The organism is Bradyrhizobium genosp. SA-4 str. CB756, assembly GCF_000473125.1.
In the GTDB taxonomy this organism is placed as follows: Bacteria; Pseudomonadota; Alphaproteobacteria; order Rhizobiales; family Xanthobacteraceae; genus Bradyrhizobium; species Bradyrhizobium arachidis.
In genome coordinates this window covers 8,433,008-8,446,993 of the sequence record NZ_KI421499.1, presented here as the reverse complement: position 1 = coordinate 8,446,993, position 13,986 = coordinate 8,433,008, and the positions used below count along the sequence as shown (strand labels likewise).

The 13,986-nt window shown below is 64.4% G+C and carries 15 protein-coding genes; 10 read left to right on the top strand and 5 right to left on the bottom strand.

Going from position 1 to position 13,986, the window contains the following annotated elements; all coding sequences use genetic code 11:
* Positions 1-23 precede the first annotated feature (23 nt).
* Positions 24-1,223, bottom strand: a complete 1,200-nt coding sequence (locus BRAGE_RS0140770; RefSeq protein WP_027563190.1) for an acyl-CoA dehydrogenase family protein — start codon at positions 1,221-1,223, stop codon at positions 24-26.
* 136 nt (positions 1,224-1,359) lie between these two features.
* Between BRAGE_RS0140770 and BRAGE_RS0140765 the strand changes: the two genes are divergently transcribed.
* Positions 1,360-1,905: a carboxymuconolactone decarboxylase family protein gene (locus BRAGE_RS0140765; RefSeq protein WP_027563191.1), complete on the top strand. Its 546-nt coding sequence runs from the start codon at positions 1,360-1,362 to the stop codon at positions 1,903-1,905.
* 90 nt (positions 1,906-1,995) lie between these two features.
* The gene (locus BRAGE_RS0140760; RefSeq protein WP_027563192.1) at positions 1,996-2,490 is read left to right on the top strand and encodes a VOC family protein; all 495 of its coding nucleotides are present in this window, start codon (positions 1,996-1,998) and stop codon (positions 2,488-2,490) included.
* An 89-nt stretch (positions 2,491-2,579) separates the two neighbouring features.
* Here BRAGE_RS0140760 and BRAGE_RS0140755 read toward each other — a convergent pair whose 3' ends face one another.
* Together BRAGE_RS0140755 and BRAGE_RS0140750 are read right to left on the bottom strand one after the other, a co-directional pair.
* The gene (locus tag BRAGE_RS0140755) at positions 2,580-3,815 is read right to left on the bottom strand and encodes an MFS transporter (protein WP_027563193.1); all 1,236 of its coding nucleotides are present in this window, start codon (positions 3,813-3,815) and stop codon (positions 2,580-2,582) included.
* Between the two features lie 263 nt (positions 3,816-4,078).
* On the bottom strand, positions 4,079-5,326 hold the full coding sequence (locus tag BRAGE_RS0140750; RefSeq protein WP_027563194.1) for an MFS transporter: 1,248 nt from the start codon (positions 5,324-5,326) through the stop codon (positions 4,079-4,081).
* A 197-nt stretch (positions 5,327-5,523) separates the two neighbouring features.
* Here BRAGE_RS0140750 and BRAGE_RS0140745 point away from each other — a divergent pair, with 197 nt between their 5' ends.
* On the top strand, positions 5,524-7,590 hold the full coding sequence (locus BRAGE_RS0140745; RefSeq protein WP_027563195.1) for a prolyl oligopeptidase family serine peptidase: 2,067 nt from the start codon (positions 5,524-5,526) through the stop codon (positions 7,588-7,590).
* A gap of 122 nt (positions 7,591-7,712) precedes the next feature.
* On the opposite strand, the gene BRAGE_RS0140740 is transcribed toward BRAGE_RS0140745, so the two are convergent.
* Positions 7,713-8,387: a DUF938 domain-containing protein gene (locus tag BRAGE_RS0140740; protein WP_027563196.1), complete on the bottom strand. Its 675-nt coding sequence runs from the start codon at positions 8,385-8,387 to the stop codon at positions 7,713-7,715.
* A gap of 259 nt (positions 8,388-8,646) precedes the next feature.
* On the opposite strand from BRAGE_RS0140740, the gene soxX reads away from it, so the two are divergent.
* From soxX to BRAGE_RS0140705, 7 genes are all read left to right on the top strand, one after another.
* On the top strand, positions 8,647-9,003 hold the full coding sequence (soxX, locus tag BRAGE_RS0140735) for a sulfur oxidation c-type cytochrome SoxX (protein ID WP_027563197.1): 357 nt from the start codon (positions 8,647-8,649) through the stop codon (positions 9,001-9,003).
* A 25-nt stretch (positions 9,004-9,028) separates the two neighbouring features.
* Positions 9,029-9,520 (top strand): thiosulfate oxidation carrier protein SoxY, encoded by a 492-nt coding sequence (soxY, locus tag BRAGE_RS0140730; RefSeq protein ID WP_027563198.1) that lies wholly within the window; start codon positions 9,029-9,031, stop codon positions 9,518-9,520.
* 15 nt (positions 9,521-9,535) lie between these two features.
* Complete coding sequence (gene soxZ / locus BRAGE_RS0140725; protein ID WP_027563199.1) at positions 9,536-9,847, top strand: thiosulfate oxidation carrier complex protein SoxZ; 312 nt, start codon at positions 9,536-9,538, stop codon at positions 9,845-9,847.
* Complete coding sequence (soxA, locus tag BRAGE_RS0140720; protein WP_027563200.1) at positions 9,847-10,710, top strand: sulfur oxidation c-type cytochrome SoxA; 864 nt, start codon at positions 9,847-9,849, stop codon at positions 10,708-10,710. Before soxZ ends, soxA begins: the two co-directional genes overlap by 1 nt.
* A gap of 8 nt (positions 10,711-10,718) precedes the next feature.
* Positions 10,719-11,024 (top strand): hypothetical protein, encoded by a 306-nt coding sequence (locus BRAGE_RS0140715; protein WP_027563201.1) that lies wholly within the window; start codon positions 10,719-10,721, stop codon positions 11,022-11,024.
* 148 nt (positions 11,025-11,172) lie between these two features.
* Complete coding sequence (gene soxB / locus BRAGE_RS0140710) at positions 11,173-12,918, top strand: thiosulfohydrolase SoxB (RefSeq protein WP_027563202.1); 1,746 nt, start codon at positions 11,173-11,175, stop codon at positions 12,916-12,918.
* Positions 12,919-12,920: 2 nt separating this feature from the next.
* The gene (locus BRAGE_RS0140705) at positions 12,921-13,373 is read left to right on the top strand and encodes a hypothetical protein (protein WP_027563203.1); all 453 of its coding nucleotides are present in this window, start codon (positions 12,921-12,923) and stop codon (positions 13,371-13,373) included.
* Positions 13,374-13,523: 150 nt separating this feature from the next.
* On the opposite strand, the gene BRAGE_RS50995 is transcribed toward BRAGE_RS0140705, so the two are convergent.
* On the bottom strand, positions 13,524-13,901 hold the full coding sequence (locus BRAGE_RS50995) for a VOC family protein (protein WP_035730611.1): 378 nt from the start codon (positions 13,899-13,901) through the stop codon (positions 13,524-13,526).
* Positions 13,902-13,986: the final 85 nt, after the last annotated feature.

The window sequence follows — 13,986 nt, the reverse complement described above, 5'->3', positions numbered from 1 at the left end:
ACGCCCCGGAACGACGGAAAGCCTCACGCCCCCGGCAAATCGAGGATGCGCTTGGCGACGATGCCGAGCATGACCTCGCTCGTGCCGCCCTCGATCGAGTTGGCCTTGGTGCGCAGCCAGGCGCGCGGACGAGCGCCCTGCTTGGAGCGCTCGCTCTCCCACTCCAGCGCATCGACGCCGCCGGCCGACATCAGGATCTCGTAGCGGCGCTTGTTGAGCTCGGTGCCGTAATATTTCATCGCCGACGAGAACGCCGGATGCGCCTGCCCGGCCTTGGCGAGATCGACCGCGCGCTCGGCGCAGGCGGCGAGCGCGGCTTCATCGACATCGAAGGTCGCGATCTCGGCACGCAGCATGGCATCATCGAGCTTGCCTTGCGCGTCGGAGCCAACGGAGTCGGCCGCGATCTGGCCGAGCGGACGGCCGACGCCGCGCTCGCCCATCCCTGAGATCATCGCGCGCTCGTGCTGGAGCAGATATTTTGCGACGTCCCAGCCGCGATTGATCGTGCCGACCACATGCGATTTCGGCACGCGGACGCCGTCGAAGAAGGTCTCGCAGAACGGCGAGTAGCCGGAGATCAAGAGGATCGGCTTGGTCGTCACGCCCTTCGAGGTCATGTCGAACAGGATGAAGCTGATGCCGTCGTGCTTCTTGGCCGCGGGATCGGTGCGGACGAGGCAGAAGATCCAGTCGGCGTAATTGGCGTAGGAGGTCCAGATCTTCGAACCCGTGATGACGAAATCGTCGCCGTCGCTCTCGGCGCGGGTCTGGAGCGAGGCGAGATCGGAGCCGGCGTTCGGCTCGGAATAGCCCTGGCACCAGCGGATCTCGCCCGCCGCGATCTTCGGCAGATGCTCCTGCTTCTGCGCGTCGTTGCCGTATTTCAGGAGCGCCGGCCCGAGCATCCAGATGCCGAAGCTCGACAGCGGCGGGCGCGCGCCCATCTTGGCCATCTCGGCGCGCAGCACCTTGTGCTCGGCGGCGCTGAGGCCGCCGCCGCCATATTGCTTCGGCCAATCAGGCACGGTCCAGCCCTTGTCGCGCATGCGCTCGAACCAGATGCGCTGCGGCTCGGACGAGAACTTTGCGTTGCGCCCGCCCCAGAACACGTCGGTGTCCGACGTCACGGGCTTGCGCATCTCCGGCGGGCAGTTCGCGTCCAGCCAGGCGCGCGTCTCGTTGCGGAATTGTTCGAGATCGGCGTTGTCAGTGTCGCTCATGGTCGTTTCCATCAATCAAAATCGACTTGTTGGCGGCGACTCTGGGCCATCGCACTGCGGAATTCAACCACTTCCGTGCCGCGCATCGGCTATAGTCTCCCTCACGGCGAGGCTTGAAAACAAAGAGGAAACGAGAATGCGCCTAAAGCTTCTTTCGCCTGGCGAAATGAACGAGAGCCAGCGGCAGACCTATGACGAGTCGATTGCCGGCAAGCGCGGCAAGCCGCCGGCGCCGATGATGGCCTGGCTCAACAGTCCCGACATGGCCCGTCACGCCACAAGGCTCGGCGAGGTGCTGCGCTACGACACGATCTTCCCGGCCAAGCTTTCGGAGATCGCCATCCTGGTGACGGCGCGGCACTGGACCGCGCATTATGAATGGTATGCGCATAAGCGCCTCGCGCTCGCGGGCGGCATGGATCCTGATATCATCGACGCGATCCGCGACCGCCGCACGCCCGAGTTCGACGATCCCAAGGGCAAGATGATCTACGATCTCGCAAAGTCGCTGCATGAGGGCCACGGCGTCGAGAAGGGTCTCTATGATGCGGCGGTGAAGCTGCTCAGCGAACGCGGCGTCGTCGAGGTGATCGGGCTGTGCGGCTATTACACGATGGTGTCGATGACGCTGAACACGTTTGAGTTCGGCCTGCCCGAGGGCGAGGCGCCGGAGCTCGCTTAGTTTCCCATTCGGAAACGATGGGTTTCGGGATGCGCTGGTAGCGCCGTCCCGAAGCCGAGCCTATGTGGAGTTCAGAAACGGAGCAGCCACATGTCGCAATCATCCGCCGTCGCCGCCGGCACCAGGATCGGCCACGTCCACCTCAAGGTCGCCGATCTCGATCGCGCGCTCGGCTTCTATTGCGGCGTGCTCGGATTCGAGCTGATGCAGCGCATGGGCTCCGGCGCGGCCTTCATCTCGGCGGGCGGCTATCATCACCACATCGGGCTCAACACCTGGGAAAGCAAGGGCGGCTCGCCGCCGCCGCCGGGCACGACCGGGCTCTTCCACACCGCCATCCTCTATCCGACCCGGCCAGCGCTGGCGGATGCGCTGCATCGGGTGCTGACGGCGGGCATCGCGCTGGACGGCGCCAGCGACCACGGCGTCAGCGAGGCGCTGTATTTGCGCGATCCCGACCAGAATGGCGTGGAGCTGTATTGGGACAAGCCCAGGGAGCAATGGCCATTCGGACCGGATGGGAAGCTCGCGATGTTCACGAAGCGGCTCGATGTGGAGGCGTTGCTGAAGCAGCGGGAAGCGTAGTCTCGTAGGGTGGGCAAAGGCGCACAGCGCCGCGCCCACCATCCGTCCGTGATGGATACAGATCGTGGGCACGCTTCGCTTTGCCCACCCTACAAGATTTTCGCTCTGGGCTTCCCGCGCACCATGATCAGCGCTGCGGCGGCCATCTCCAGCGCGATGCAGAGATAGAAAGGCAGCGAATAGCCACCGGACCAATCGCGCAAGGCCCCGACGATTCCGGGCCCGAACGCATACGTCACCTGGTTGATCGCCGTATTCAGGCTGATCAACACGCCGAACGAGGCGGGATCGAACTCCTGCTGCACGATTAGCGATGGCAGCGTGATGAGGTTGCCGACCGAGAAGCCGAACACCGCGCAGGCTGCGATCAGCGCGTAATCGTTGTGCAGGTTGATGACGACGACAAGCGCGGCAGCCTGGCTGAGGAACGACAGCGCCGACGCAAGCCGCTGGTTGAGGCGGTCGATCACCAGCGAGAACAGCACGCGGCCGACCACGGCCATCGCGGTCAGCACCGCGACCGCAACCGCGGCGCGCTCGCGGCCGATGACGGGGTCGAGGAACGAGATCAGGTGCACGATGAAGCCGACCTGGGCGAACAGCACCAGCGCGAACGCAATGGTCACCGTGAGGAAGCCGAGATCGCGCAGCGCCCCGGCGCGGATCTCTGTCGAGGATTGCGGCTTCGCTTTCGCTGTCGCCTGCCAGCCATGAAGATCGGGCGGGCGGCCTACGAGAATGAGGATCACCGGCACCAGCAGCACCAGCATGGCGCCGGCGGCGGCATACATCGCGCTGGCAAAGCCGATATGGCCGATCAACATCACCAGCAAGGGCACCCCGACGATGCCGCCGAAGCTCGCGCCATTGAGCGCAAGACTGATCGCCATGCCGCGCTTCTGGTCGAACCAGAGACTGATCGTGTTGGTGATCATGGCGAGACTCGTGCCGGCCCAGCCGAAGGCAAGCACGGCATCGGCGAGATAAAGCTGCCAGGGCTCGCGCACCGCGCCGATCGCAACCGCAGCGGCCGCCATCGCCAGCGTCCCGGCGATCAGGCAGAGCCGCGGGCCATATTTTCGGACGGCCTCGCCGACGAAGACGACCAGCAGCGCGCCGAACAGATAGAAGAACGTGGTGCCGGACGAGATCAGCGAGGCCGGCCAGCCCCGCGCGCGCTGCAGCTCGGCGACATAGACGCTCTGGCCGTAGAAGCCGAGCCCCCAACCGAAGGTCGCGAGCAGGAAGCAGACGGCGACAATGCGCCAGCCTTCGTAGCGGAGTGAGGATTCGTCGATGGGTGGCTGTTGAGGATTATCGAGCATCGCCGCTTACTCCGTCATGTCCGGGCATAGCCATCTGAAGGACGGCGTCGCTTCCGCTCGCCTATGCCCGGGCATCCACGTTCTTTCTTCAGCGTCCTAAGACGTGGATGGCCGGGACAAGCCCGGCCATGACGACATTTAGTAACCTACTCCCGAAAATCACTTCGACCTGGATCGAAGTATCGATGCTGCTGACAATCTCCCGCCAACTTGTTGCGCATGATCTAGTCGGAAAACCGCTGCGCACTTTTCCGGATCATGCGTCACACCGCGTCCGGGAACTCGCCCATCGCCGTCTCCAGCCGCGCCTTGCGGCGGCGCGCCCAGGAGACCAGTGAGAGCACGGCAAGGCCCAGCACCACCGGCGGGAACACGACCATGTTCACCGCGGACCAGCCGAAATTGGCAAGCAGCTGGCCCGAAGAGAACGAGCCGATCGCCATCATGCCGAACACCAGGAAATCGTTGAAGGCCTGCACCTTGTTGCGCTCCTGCGGGCGGTGCGTCTCCAGCACCAGCGCGGAGGCGCCGATAAAGGAGAAATTCCAGCCCACGCCGAGCACGATCAGCGTCGCCCAGAAGTGCATCGCGGTGAGACCGGAGAGGCCGATGCCGGCGGCGCCCGCTTCCAGCAGCAGGCCGGCAGCGACGATTCTGGGAGCACCGAAGCGCGCGATCAGCGCGCCGGTGAAGAAGCTCGGGCCGTACATGGCGACGATGTGCCATTGAATGCCGAAATTGGAATCGGAGACGGACAGGCCGCACATCTTCATGGCGAGCGGCGCCGAGGTCATCACCAGATTCATCACGGGATAGGAGATGACGCCGCACAGCGCGGCGGCGATGAAGCGCGGCTGCGTCACGATCTCGAGCAGCGGCCGGCCGCCGTGCAGATCGGCCGGCGCGGGCTTGGGCATATCGACGCCGGCGACGATGCCCATCGCGACCAGTGCGACGGCGGCCTGCACCAGGAAGCTGAAGGCGAACAGATAAGGCGACCAGACATCCATGGTCCATTGCACGAGCTGCGGACCGAGCACGCCGGCGAACACGCCGCCGGCCATCACCCACGACACGGCCTTGGGCCGATACGCGGCACTGGCGCCGTCGGCGGCGGCGAAGCGATAGGATTGCGCCACTGCGCCATAGAGGCCGCCGAGGAAGGTCGCGAGGCAGAACAGCGCGAACGAGCCGTGCAGGATGGCGAAGCAGCCGAGCAGGCCCGTCAGCGCGCCAAGGCCGGTGCCGACGACGAAGGCGGCGCGGCGGCCGAAGCGGCGCGAGATCGCGCCGGTCGGCAGCGTGCCGGCGGCGAGGCCCACCACATACATCGAGATCGGCACGGTCGCGAACGACATGTCGGGCGCGAGCGTGGCGCCGACGATCGCACCGGTGGCGAAGATCACCGCGGAGTTGGCGCCGGTCAGCGCCTGCGCCGCCGCAAGGCGCACCACATTGGCACGCACGCGCGAATCGTCGGCGATCTCGTTGGCTGAAGTCACTTCTAGCATCGGCATTTCCGCCCCAAGGGGCTCTCGAGGAGCGCGTTGATTCCCGGCACTATGGAGGGGCGCGGGAGGGCGGGCAACCGGCGCAAACGGGCGCGGGCCATGCCTCTGACGCAATCAGGCCGATGATACCGGAGCGCGGCCTTGACGGCTTGCGCTCGATCAAATCCTATCCGCCGCGATTTTTCGGAGTTTCGTTCATGTCCGTTGATGACAGGCCCACGCTAAGCGCTCCCGACGACGATCCCTGGCTGTGGCTGGAGGAGATCGAAGGCAAGCAGCCGCTTGATTTCGTCGAGCGGCAGAATCAGCTGACGCTCGCCGCCTTCGGCGGTGCGGCGTTCGAACGCGACCGCGACATCCTCGCAGCGATCTATGATCGTCCCGACAACATCCCCTATGTCAGCCGCCGCGGCAGCGATCTGCACAATCTCTGGAAGGACGCCATCAACCCGCGCGGGCTGTGGCGGCGAACCACGCTGGCGGAGTTTCGCAAAGCGAGCCCTGCGTGGGAGACGATTCTGGATATCGACCAGCTCGCAGCGCACGAAGGCGAGGACTGGCTGCTCAGCCAGATCGCCACGATGCCGGGCAGTACGCGGGCGATCCTGAGCTTGTCGCGCGGCGGCAGCGATGCCGTCACCTTGCGCGAGTTCGACCTCGCCACGAAGAGTTTTGTCACGGACGGCTTCACGCTGCCGGAGGCCAAGGGCGGCGTCGACTGGCTCGATGCCGACACGCTGCTGCTGTCGAGCGCGCATGGCGAGGGCATGGCGACGAGCTCGGGCTATGCGCGGACGGTCCGGCTGTGGCGGCGCGGACAAGCGGTCGAGCAGGCGCAGGTGATCATCGAGACCGCAGCCGATCACATGATGATCTACGGCATGAGCGACGACACCGGAGCAGAGCCGCGGGTCTGGATCATCGACCAGATCGACTTCTTCAATCACGCAATCTGGCTGCGCGATGCGGCCGGCACCCCGACGAAGCTCGATCTGCCGACCGGCATCTGGATGCAGGCGCATGGCGACTGGTTCGCGATCAAGCTGCGCAAGGACTGGACGGTCGAGGGCCGCAGCTATGCCACCGACACCGTGCTCGGCATCTCGCTCTCGGCTTTCCTCGCCGGCAGCCGCGATTTCGCGGTGCTGTTCGAGCCGGCGCCGCGGCGCGCGCTGCAAGGTCTGTTCTGGGCCGCGGGCAAGCTCGTGCTCTCGATCCTCGACGAGCTCCAGCCGCGCTTCGAGATCTGCACGCCGTCCGCTGGCGGCTGGAGCCGCGAGACACTTGGCGGCTTGCCGCAGATCGGCGTCGTCGACATCTGGCCGCTCGATCGCCATCCCAGCGAGAGCAATGGCGATCTGCTCGCCAATGTGCAGGATCCGCTCACCCCGCCGTCGCTGCTGCTGCTCGAACGCGGCGTCGAAAGCCCGATGGTGCTGAAGCAGGCGCCGAAGACGTTCACCGCCGACGGTCTCATCGTGACCCAGCACGAGGCGATCTCGGTCGACGGCGAGCGCATTCCCTATGTGCAGACGGGTCCGGCGACCGACACCGGCGATGCGCCGGTCTACATGAGCGCCTATGGCGGCTTCGGGCATTCCGTGAAGCCGTACTACAACGCTTCGCTCGGCAAGCTGTGGCTGGAGCGCGGCGGCACGAAGGTGCAGGCGAACTTGCGCGGCGGCGGCGAGTTCGGCACGCGCTGGCACGATGCCGGCCGCCTCGCCGGCAAGAAGCTCTCGCATGACGATTTCGCCGCCGTCGCCGCCGATCTCGTCCGCCGCGGCGTGACGAGTGCAAAGCGCATCGCCGCGCAAGGCGGATCGAACGGCGGCATCCTCATCACCAACATGCTGGTGCGCTATCCCGAGCGCTTCGGCGCGTTGTTCTGCACCATCCCGCTGATCGACATGCGCCGCTACACAAAGCTACTCGCGGGCGCGAGCTGGATCGCGGAATATGGCGATCCCGACAAGGCGGAGGAGTGGGAGTGGCTGAAGACCTACTCCGCCTATCACAACGTCAAGGCCGGCCAATCCTATCCGCCGATCCTGATCGCCACCACGCGGCGCGACGACCGCGTCCATCCCGGCCACGCGCGCAAGATGGCGGCGAAGCTGCAGGCGATGGGCTATGAAGCCTGGTTCTACGAGCCGGCCGCCGGCGGCCACGGCTACGGCAAGGACAACAAGGAGCGCGCCGGGTTCGAGGTGATCGGCTTCCGGTTCTTGAAGGAGAAGATCGGGTGGCGGGATGAAAGCTAGCGTTGAAGCGCTGACGCCTCCCCATCGTCATGGCCGGGCTTGACCCGGCCATCCACGCCTTGCCTTTGCCGCCTAAAGAACGTGGATGCCCGGGACAAGCCTGGGCATGACGACGTCCCGAGCTAGCCTCTAGAAAACACCAGCGTCAGATTGTTCGCGGGCATCTCGATGGTGTCGACCAAGCGAAGGCCCACGGCCGTTGCGAGCTTCTCGACATCGCCGACATCACGCACGCCCCATTCGGGATTGCCTTCGCGTAAAGACGTGTCGAACACGGCGTTGCTGAGCGCGGTGTGCTTGCCGTCGCGCTTGAAGGGGCCGTAGAGGAACAGCTTGCCGTCGGCGCGCAGGTAGCGGCCGGCGCCGGCGAACAGGCCCTCGGCCACGCTCCATGGCGCGATATGGATGACGTTGGCGCAGAACAAGGCGGCAAGGCTGGTCGGCGCCTGCCCGCTTCGCATCTCCGGGCACCAGTCGGGATCGGTGAGATCGATCCGCAGCGGCGAGCGGATGTTTTGCAGGCCCGAATGGACCCGCCAAGCCTCGATGCTCTTCAGATGCCGCTGGTTGAGATCACTCGGCCACCAGACGAGGTCCGGCGTCTGGCGGGCGAAATGGACCACGTGCTGGCCGGTTCCGCTGCCGACCTCGACAACGTTGCCGGTGAGACCAGCAAGATGCTGCTCCAGCGCCGCCCAGAGCGGCTCGTGATTGCGATGAAATGCCGGCGCATCGAGCCGCCCGTCCGGTTCGACCCGTCCGCCGTCCCTGCCAAATTCGACGACATAGTCAGCCAATTGAGGTCCCCTTGAAAAACGAGAACGAGATAAAAAACAGAACGAGCGCCCAAACGCCCCGAAAACAGCGACCCGCGCCCGTTGACCTTACCCTTGGGTCCGAATCCGCCGAACAAATAATCTCTTTAGTTGCAATGCGGAAGATATTAACTCCATTTTGCCGCGTGCATAGTCCTGATTGTCAGGCGATGCCCTTTGTGCTTTGGAACGCTATATTTTCGCGAACGAGATCATCGACATAACGCCTCGGAATGACGCCTTGACCGCCCTTCCCCGGACCCCCGTCCTTTACCTCCTGCTGGCACTCGCCGCCGGCCTTGCCGCAAGCCCTGCGCGGGCGCAATCCGCTGTCGCCGAGGGCCAGAAGCTCGCCTTCGACCGCGGCAAGGGCAACTGCCTGACCTGCCATGTGATCAAGGGCGGCGACCTGCCGGGAACGATCGGCCCGGAGCTGAAGGACATCAAGTCAAAATACCCTGATCGCAACGAGCTGGTCGCGATCATCTTCGACGAGACCAAGCGCAACCCGCAGACCATGATGCCGCCGTTCGGCCGGAATCGGATTTTGACCGAACAGGAGATCAGCGCGATCGTTGATTTCCTGCAAACCCTGTGACTTCCGGCATCCCAGGAGATTTGAGATGACCACCACCACCGGCCCTCTTCCGACGCGGCGCCTGATCCTTCAAGGCGCAGCCGGCGTCGCGCTGCTCGGCCTCGGCAATCTGCCGTTCGGCGCTACGTCGGCGCTCGCGGCGGCGAACGACAAATATCCGGAAGAGGCGTTCAAGCTGAAGAACGAAGCCGACGCGATCAAGGCGCTGTACGGCAAGACCGCCGAACTGTCCGACAAGATCAAGCTCGATGCGCCGGAGATCGCCGAGAATGGCGGCGTGGTGCCGATCTCGGTGACGACGACGCTCGACAAGGTCACCTCGATCTCGTTCTTCGTTGCCGAGAACCCGAACGCGCTCGCGGCGTCCTACAGGATTCCCGAGGGCACGCTGCCGAGCGTTGCCAATCGCCTGAAGATGGCCAAGACCACCAACGTGACCGCGATCGTGGAAGCCGACGGCAAGCTCTACAGCGCGACCAAAGAGGTCAAGGTCACCGTCGGCGGCTGCGGCGGCTAAGCGAGGACAATCGACATGGCATCCAGCATTCGCGTCCGCGCCACCGCCAACGGCGACATCACCGAAGTGCAGACACTGATCCAGCACCCCATGGACACCGGTCTCGTCAAGGACTCCAAGGGCGAGCTGATCCCTGCGCACTTCATCCAGCGGCTGAAGTTCGAATGCAACGGCAAGGACGTCTTCGTCGCCGATTGGGGCACAGCGGTCTCCAAGGACCCCTACGTCAAGTTCAGCTTCAAGGGCGCCAAGAAAGGCGACGAGCTCAAGATCTCCTGGACCGACAACAAGGGTGCGTCGGACACGACCACCGCGAAGATTTCGTGATGAAGGCCCGCACCTCGCTCCTGCTTGGCTCGCTCAGCGCCGCGCTGGTCGCGTTCGCGCTGACCTCGCCGCGCGTGGTCGCGGCCGACAAGGTCGATCCGGTTGCCGATGCCAAGGCGTTCCAGAACTTCTTCTTTCAGAAGTTTCCGGACGTGAAGCACGAGGACTTCGTCAACGGTCCCTACTCCATGAACGCCGACATGAAGCGGCAGTGGCAGGAGAAGGAGGAATTCCCGCCTTACGAGTTCGCGCTCGATGCCGGCAAGGAGATGTTCGCGACGCCGTTCAAGAACGGCAAGACCTATGCCGACTGCTTCCCGAACGGCGGCATCGGCATCCGCCAAAACTATCCCTATTTCGACACCGGGGAAGGCAAGGTCGTCACGCTGGAGCTTGCGCTCAACCGCTGCCGCGAGGCCAATGGGGAAGCCCCCTATTCCTACGTCAAGGACGAGATGGCCTCGCTGACCGCCTACATGGCGTTCACCTCGCGCGGCAAGCCGATGGACATCAAGATTCCCGACGATCCCCGCGCGCTCGAAGCCTTCGAGAACGGCAAGCGCTATTTCTACACCCGCCGCGGCCAGCTGAATTTCTCCTGCGCGAGCTGCCATGTGCAGAGCCCGGGCGAGCGCATCCGCGCCGAGATCCTGGCGCCCGCGCTCGGCATCCTCAACGCGATGCCGATCTACCGCTCCGAATGGAGCGGCATGGGCACGATCAGCCGCCGCTTCGTCACCTGCAACAGCCAGACCCGCGCGGTTCCCCTGGAGCCGCAGTCGGATGAATATCGCGACGTCGAGTATTTCCTCTCCTACGTCGCCAACGGCCTGCCGATTTCAGGCCCAGGGGCACGACCATGAGCGCGGCCATGAAGCTGTCACTTGCCTTGGCCATGCTACTCGCCGTGAGCCTCGCGCCATCCGCGCGCGCGGCCAATGAGGTGGACTACAAGGCGGCCTATGCTGCCGCCGAGGCCGCCTCCAAGGAGGCAGCCGGCATGCGCAACCAGTGGACCGTGACCGTATCGGCGCTCGCCGCCGCCAAGAAGGCGGCCGATGGCGGCGATTTCGACCGCGCGGTTGCCGCCTCGAAGGAAGCCGAGGCGCTGGCGAAGGCGTCGATTGTCCAGGCGACGTCCGAAAAAGAAGCCTGGAAGGCCATGGAAATCCGCTAGAGCGCGATGCGATTAGGATCGCCATGGCGCTTGAGCTGTTTGTTTGAGCATGATCTTTTCGGAAAACCGCTGCGCGCTTTTCCGGATCATGCTTTAGACTTGAGCACGTTGAACTGTCGTAGCCGAGCATAGGCGCGGAGAATCTGGGATGGCCATCCGCCGCCGCGATTTCCTGAAGAGTACAGCCGCTGTCGCCACCTCGCTCAGCCTGCCCCGGCTTGCGCGCGGCGCCGAGACCGCGAGCATTTACGACCTCGAACGGTTCGGCAATGCGCGGATCCTGCACACCACCGACACGCATGCGCAGCTCAACCCGGTCTATTTCCGCGAGCCCAGCGTCAATATCGGCATCGGCGAGATGGCGGGGCGACCACCGCATCTGGTCGGCCGCGCTTTCCTGGAGCGGTTCGGCATCCGGTCCGACAGCGCCGATGCCTACGCCTTCACCTGCTTCGAGTTCGAGAAGTCCGCGGGCCGCTTCGGCAAGCTCGGCGGCTTTGCCCATCTGAAGACGCTGATCGACCGTTTGCGCGGCGATGCCGGCGAGAAGCGCTCGGTGCTCGTCGACGGTGGCGATCTCTGGCAGGGCACCGGGCTTGCCAACACCATGCAGGGCCGCGACATGGTCGAGGTCGCCAACCTGCTCGGCATCGAGGCGATGACCGGCCATTGGGAATTCACCTATGGCGAGCAGGCGCTGCGCGACAATCTCGAGCGCTTCAAGGGCGAGTTTCTGGCGCAGAACGTTTTCCTCACCGAGGAAGCCGCGTTCAACGATGCGCTCGCCTTCGACAAGGCCAGCGGGCGCGTGTTCAAGCCCTCGGTAATCAAGGAGCTCGGCAGCCATCGCGTCGCGATCATCGGCCAGGCGTTTCCCTATGTGCCGATCGCGCATCCCAAGCGCTTCACGCCCGACTGGACCTTCGGCATCCGCGAGGAAGAGCTGCAGAAACACGTCGACGGCCTGCGCAGCACCGACAAGGTCGATGCGGTCATCCTGCTCTCGCACAACGGCATGGATGTCGATCTCAAGCTCGCAAGCCGCGTCACCGGCATCGACGTCATCCTCGGCGGCCATACCCATGACGCCGTGCCGCAGCCGATTGCCGTGACGAATGCCGGCGGCACCACGCTCGTCACCAATGCCGGCTCCAACGGGAAGTTCCTGGGCGTGCTCGATCTCGCGCTCGAGAAGGGCAAGGTCGGCGACGTCAGATATCATCTGCTGCCTGTTTATTCCGAGCTGCTCAAGCCCGATCCGGCCATGGCCGAATTGATCGGCCGGCTGCGCGCGCCGCATGTGACCGACTGGGCGGAGAAGATCGCCACCCCGGATCGCCTGCTCTATCGCCGCGACAATTTCGCCGGGCCCATGGACGAGCTGATCTGCACTGCGCTGCGCACCGAGCTCGACGCCGAGATCGCGTTGTCGCCGGGTTTCCGCTGGGGCGTCACCGCGCTGTCGGGCCAGGCGCTGACCATGGAGGACGTGCTCGCGGAGACCGCGATCAGCTATCCCGAGACCTATGTGCAGGAGATGACCGGCGCAGAGATCAAGAACGTGCTGGAAGACATCTGCGACAATCTCTTCAACGCCGATCCCTATTACCAGCAGGGCGGCGACATGGTGCGCGCCGGCGGGCTCAGCTACACCTGCAGCCCGACGAACGCGATCGGCAGCCGCATCTCCGAGCTGAAGCTCAGTGGCAGCAAGGCGATCAATGCGAGCCACCGCTACAAGGTCGCGGGCTGGGCCTCGGTCAACGGCCAGCAGGGCGCACCGGTGTGGGATGTCGTCGCCAAATATCTGCGCTCGGGCCGGATGCTTCAGGAACGGCTCGGCAGCGGCGTCACGCTGAAGGGCGTCGAGGGCAATCCGGGCATTGCGGGATAGGGATGATGCGGTCGCAAATTCTTCGCGTGCTGATGCTGCTCGCCTGGATGACGATGCCGCAGGCTTTTGCCCAGCAGGTGCCGCTCCAGGACAAGCCGTTCGCCGAGCACAAGATCGTGCTCCAGCTCTCCGACGGCGATGCGAAGAAGCAGGCGCTGGTGCTCAGCGTAGCCAACAATCTCCTGAAAGCCTACGATCCCGACAAGGTTGCGATCGAGGTCGTCGCATTCGGTCCCGGCATCGATCTGTTGCTGTCAGGCAGCGAGCGCCGCAAGCAGGTCGAGAGCCTGATCGCGCAGGGCGTGCGCTTCGACATCTGCCTCAACACGGTCGACACGATCGAGCGGGAGACCGGGAAGCGGCCGGAGTTCATTCCGGCGGCGACACCGGTGCAGGTCGGGGTCGGGCAGATCCTGTTCCTGGCGGAGAACGGGTACACGGTGGTGAGGCCGTAGGGGCCGCTGTCCCGCCGAACACTCCCCTGTCGTCCCTGTCTAGGGCGTGTACCCATAAATCCGCCCGCCGGACGACGTCCGCATTACCACCGGAAACGCACAAAAGAGGCGCGCCTGGTCATGTCGGCCAAGGGCCCAACTGCGGACGAATTATTGAGCACCAGCGCGGAGACGGGTTGGCCAGCCGACACGGACCAACGTTTCATCTGGATCAGACACGGCAAATTCGTACATCCCCCACGGCTTGTCTTCGGGTGATTGCTGAAATTCGCGCGCCGCAGCGTCAACATCCTCAAGGTAAAGATAAAGCCCAAAAGGGTTTCTGCCCGGTGTCAACCATCCCTCGACCGCGTCCGTCAGATGTAGATATCCGCCTTTCGAGTTCGACAGCATGCGATAGGTGTCGCGTTCTCCTGGAGCAGGCCTTTCGCTGTCCGGGCGCGCAAAGCCCAATCGATTATAGAACCGCTCCGACGCATCAAGGTCATTACACGGCAGGATCGCGATCAAAGATCCGGAAGGGCTCATTCGTGCACTCTGACTTCATGCAGTAATTCTCGACCGCTCTTCTCAAGAGTCCGAAATTTGTCACCTTTAAGGTGGGAGTTCTAAT

Excerpts from the sequence above, each read along its gene's own strand:
- soxA (WP_027563200.1), top strand. The coding sequence starts at position 9,847 with ATGAAGGCCCGCACCTCGCTCCTGCTTGGCTCGCTCAGCGCCGCGCTG.
- BRAGE_RS0140715 (WP_027563201.1), top strand. The coding sequence starts at position 10,719 with ATGAAGCTGTCACTTGCCTTGGCCATGCTACTCGCCGTGAGCCTCGCG.
- soxY (WP_027563198.1), top strand. The coding sequence starts at position 9,029 with ATGACCACCACCACCGGCCCTCTTCCGACGCGGCGCCTGATCCTTCAA.
- BRAGE_RS0140705 (WP_027563203.1), top strand. The coding sequence starts at position 12,921 with ATGATGCGGTCGCAAATTCTTCGCGTGCTGATGCTGCTCGCCTGGATG.
- BRAGE_RS0140755 (WP_027563193.1), bottom strand. The coding sequence starts at position 3,815 with ATGCTCGATAATCCTCAACAGCCACCCATCGACGAATCCTCACTCCGC.
- BRAGE_RS50995 (WP_035730611.1), bottom strand. The coding sequence starts at position 13,901 with ATGAGCCCTTCCGGATCTTTGATCGCGATCCTGCCGTGTAATGACCTT.
- BRAGE_RS0140745 (WP_027563195.1), top strand. The coding sequence starts at position 5,524 with ATGTCCGTTGATGACAGGCCCACGCTAAGCGCTCCCGACGACGATCCC.
- soxB (WP_027563202.1), top strand. The coding sequence starts at position 11,173 with ATGGCCATCCGCCGCCGCGATTTCCTGAAGAGTACAGCCGCTGTCGCC.
- BRAGE_RS0140750 (WP_027563194.1), bottom strand. The coding sequence starts at position 5,326 with ATGCTAGAAGTGACTTCAGCCAACGAGATCGCCGACGATTCGCGCGTG.
- BRAGE_RS0140760 (WP_027563192.1), top strand. The coding sequence starts at position 1,996 with ATGTCGCAATCATCCGCCGTCGCCGCCGGCACCAGGATCGGCCACGTC.
- soxZ (WP_027563199.1), top strand. The coding sequence starts at position 9,536 with ATGGCATCCAGCATTCGCGTCCGCGCCACCGCCAACGGCGACATCACC.
- BRAGE_RS0140770 (WP_027563190.1), bottom strand. The coding sequence starts at position 1,223 with ATGAGCGACACTGACAACGCCGATCTCGAACAATTCCGCAACGAGACG.
- BRAGE_RS0140765 (WP_027563191.1), top strand. The coding sequence starts at position 1,360 with ATGCGCCTAAAGCTTCTTTCGCCTGGCGAAATGAACGAGAGCCAGCGG.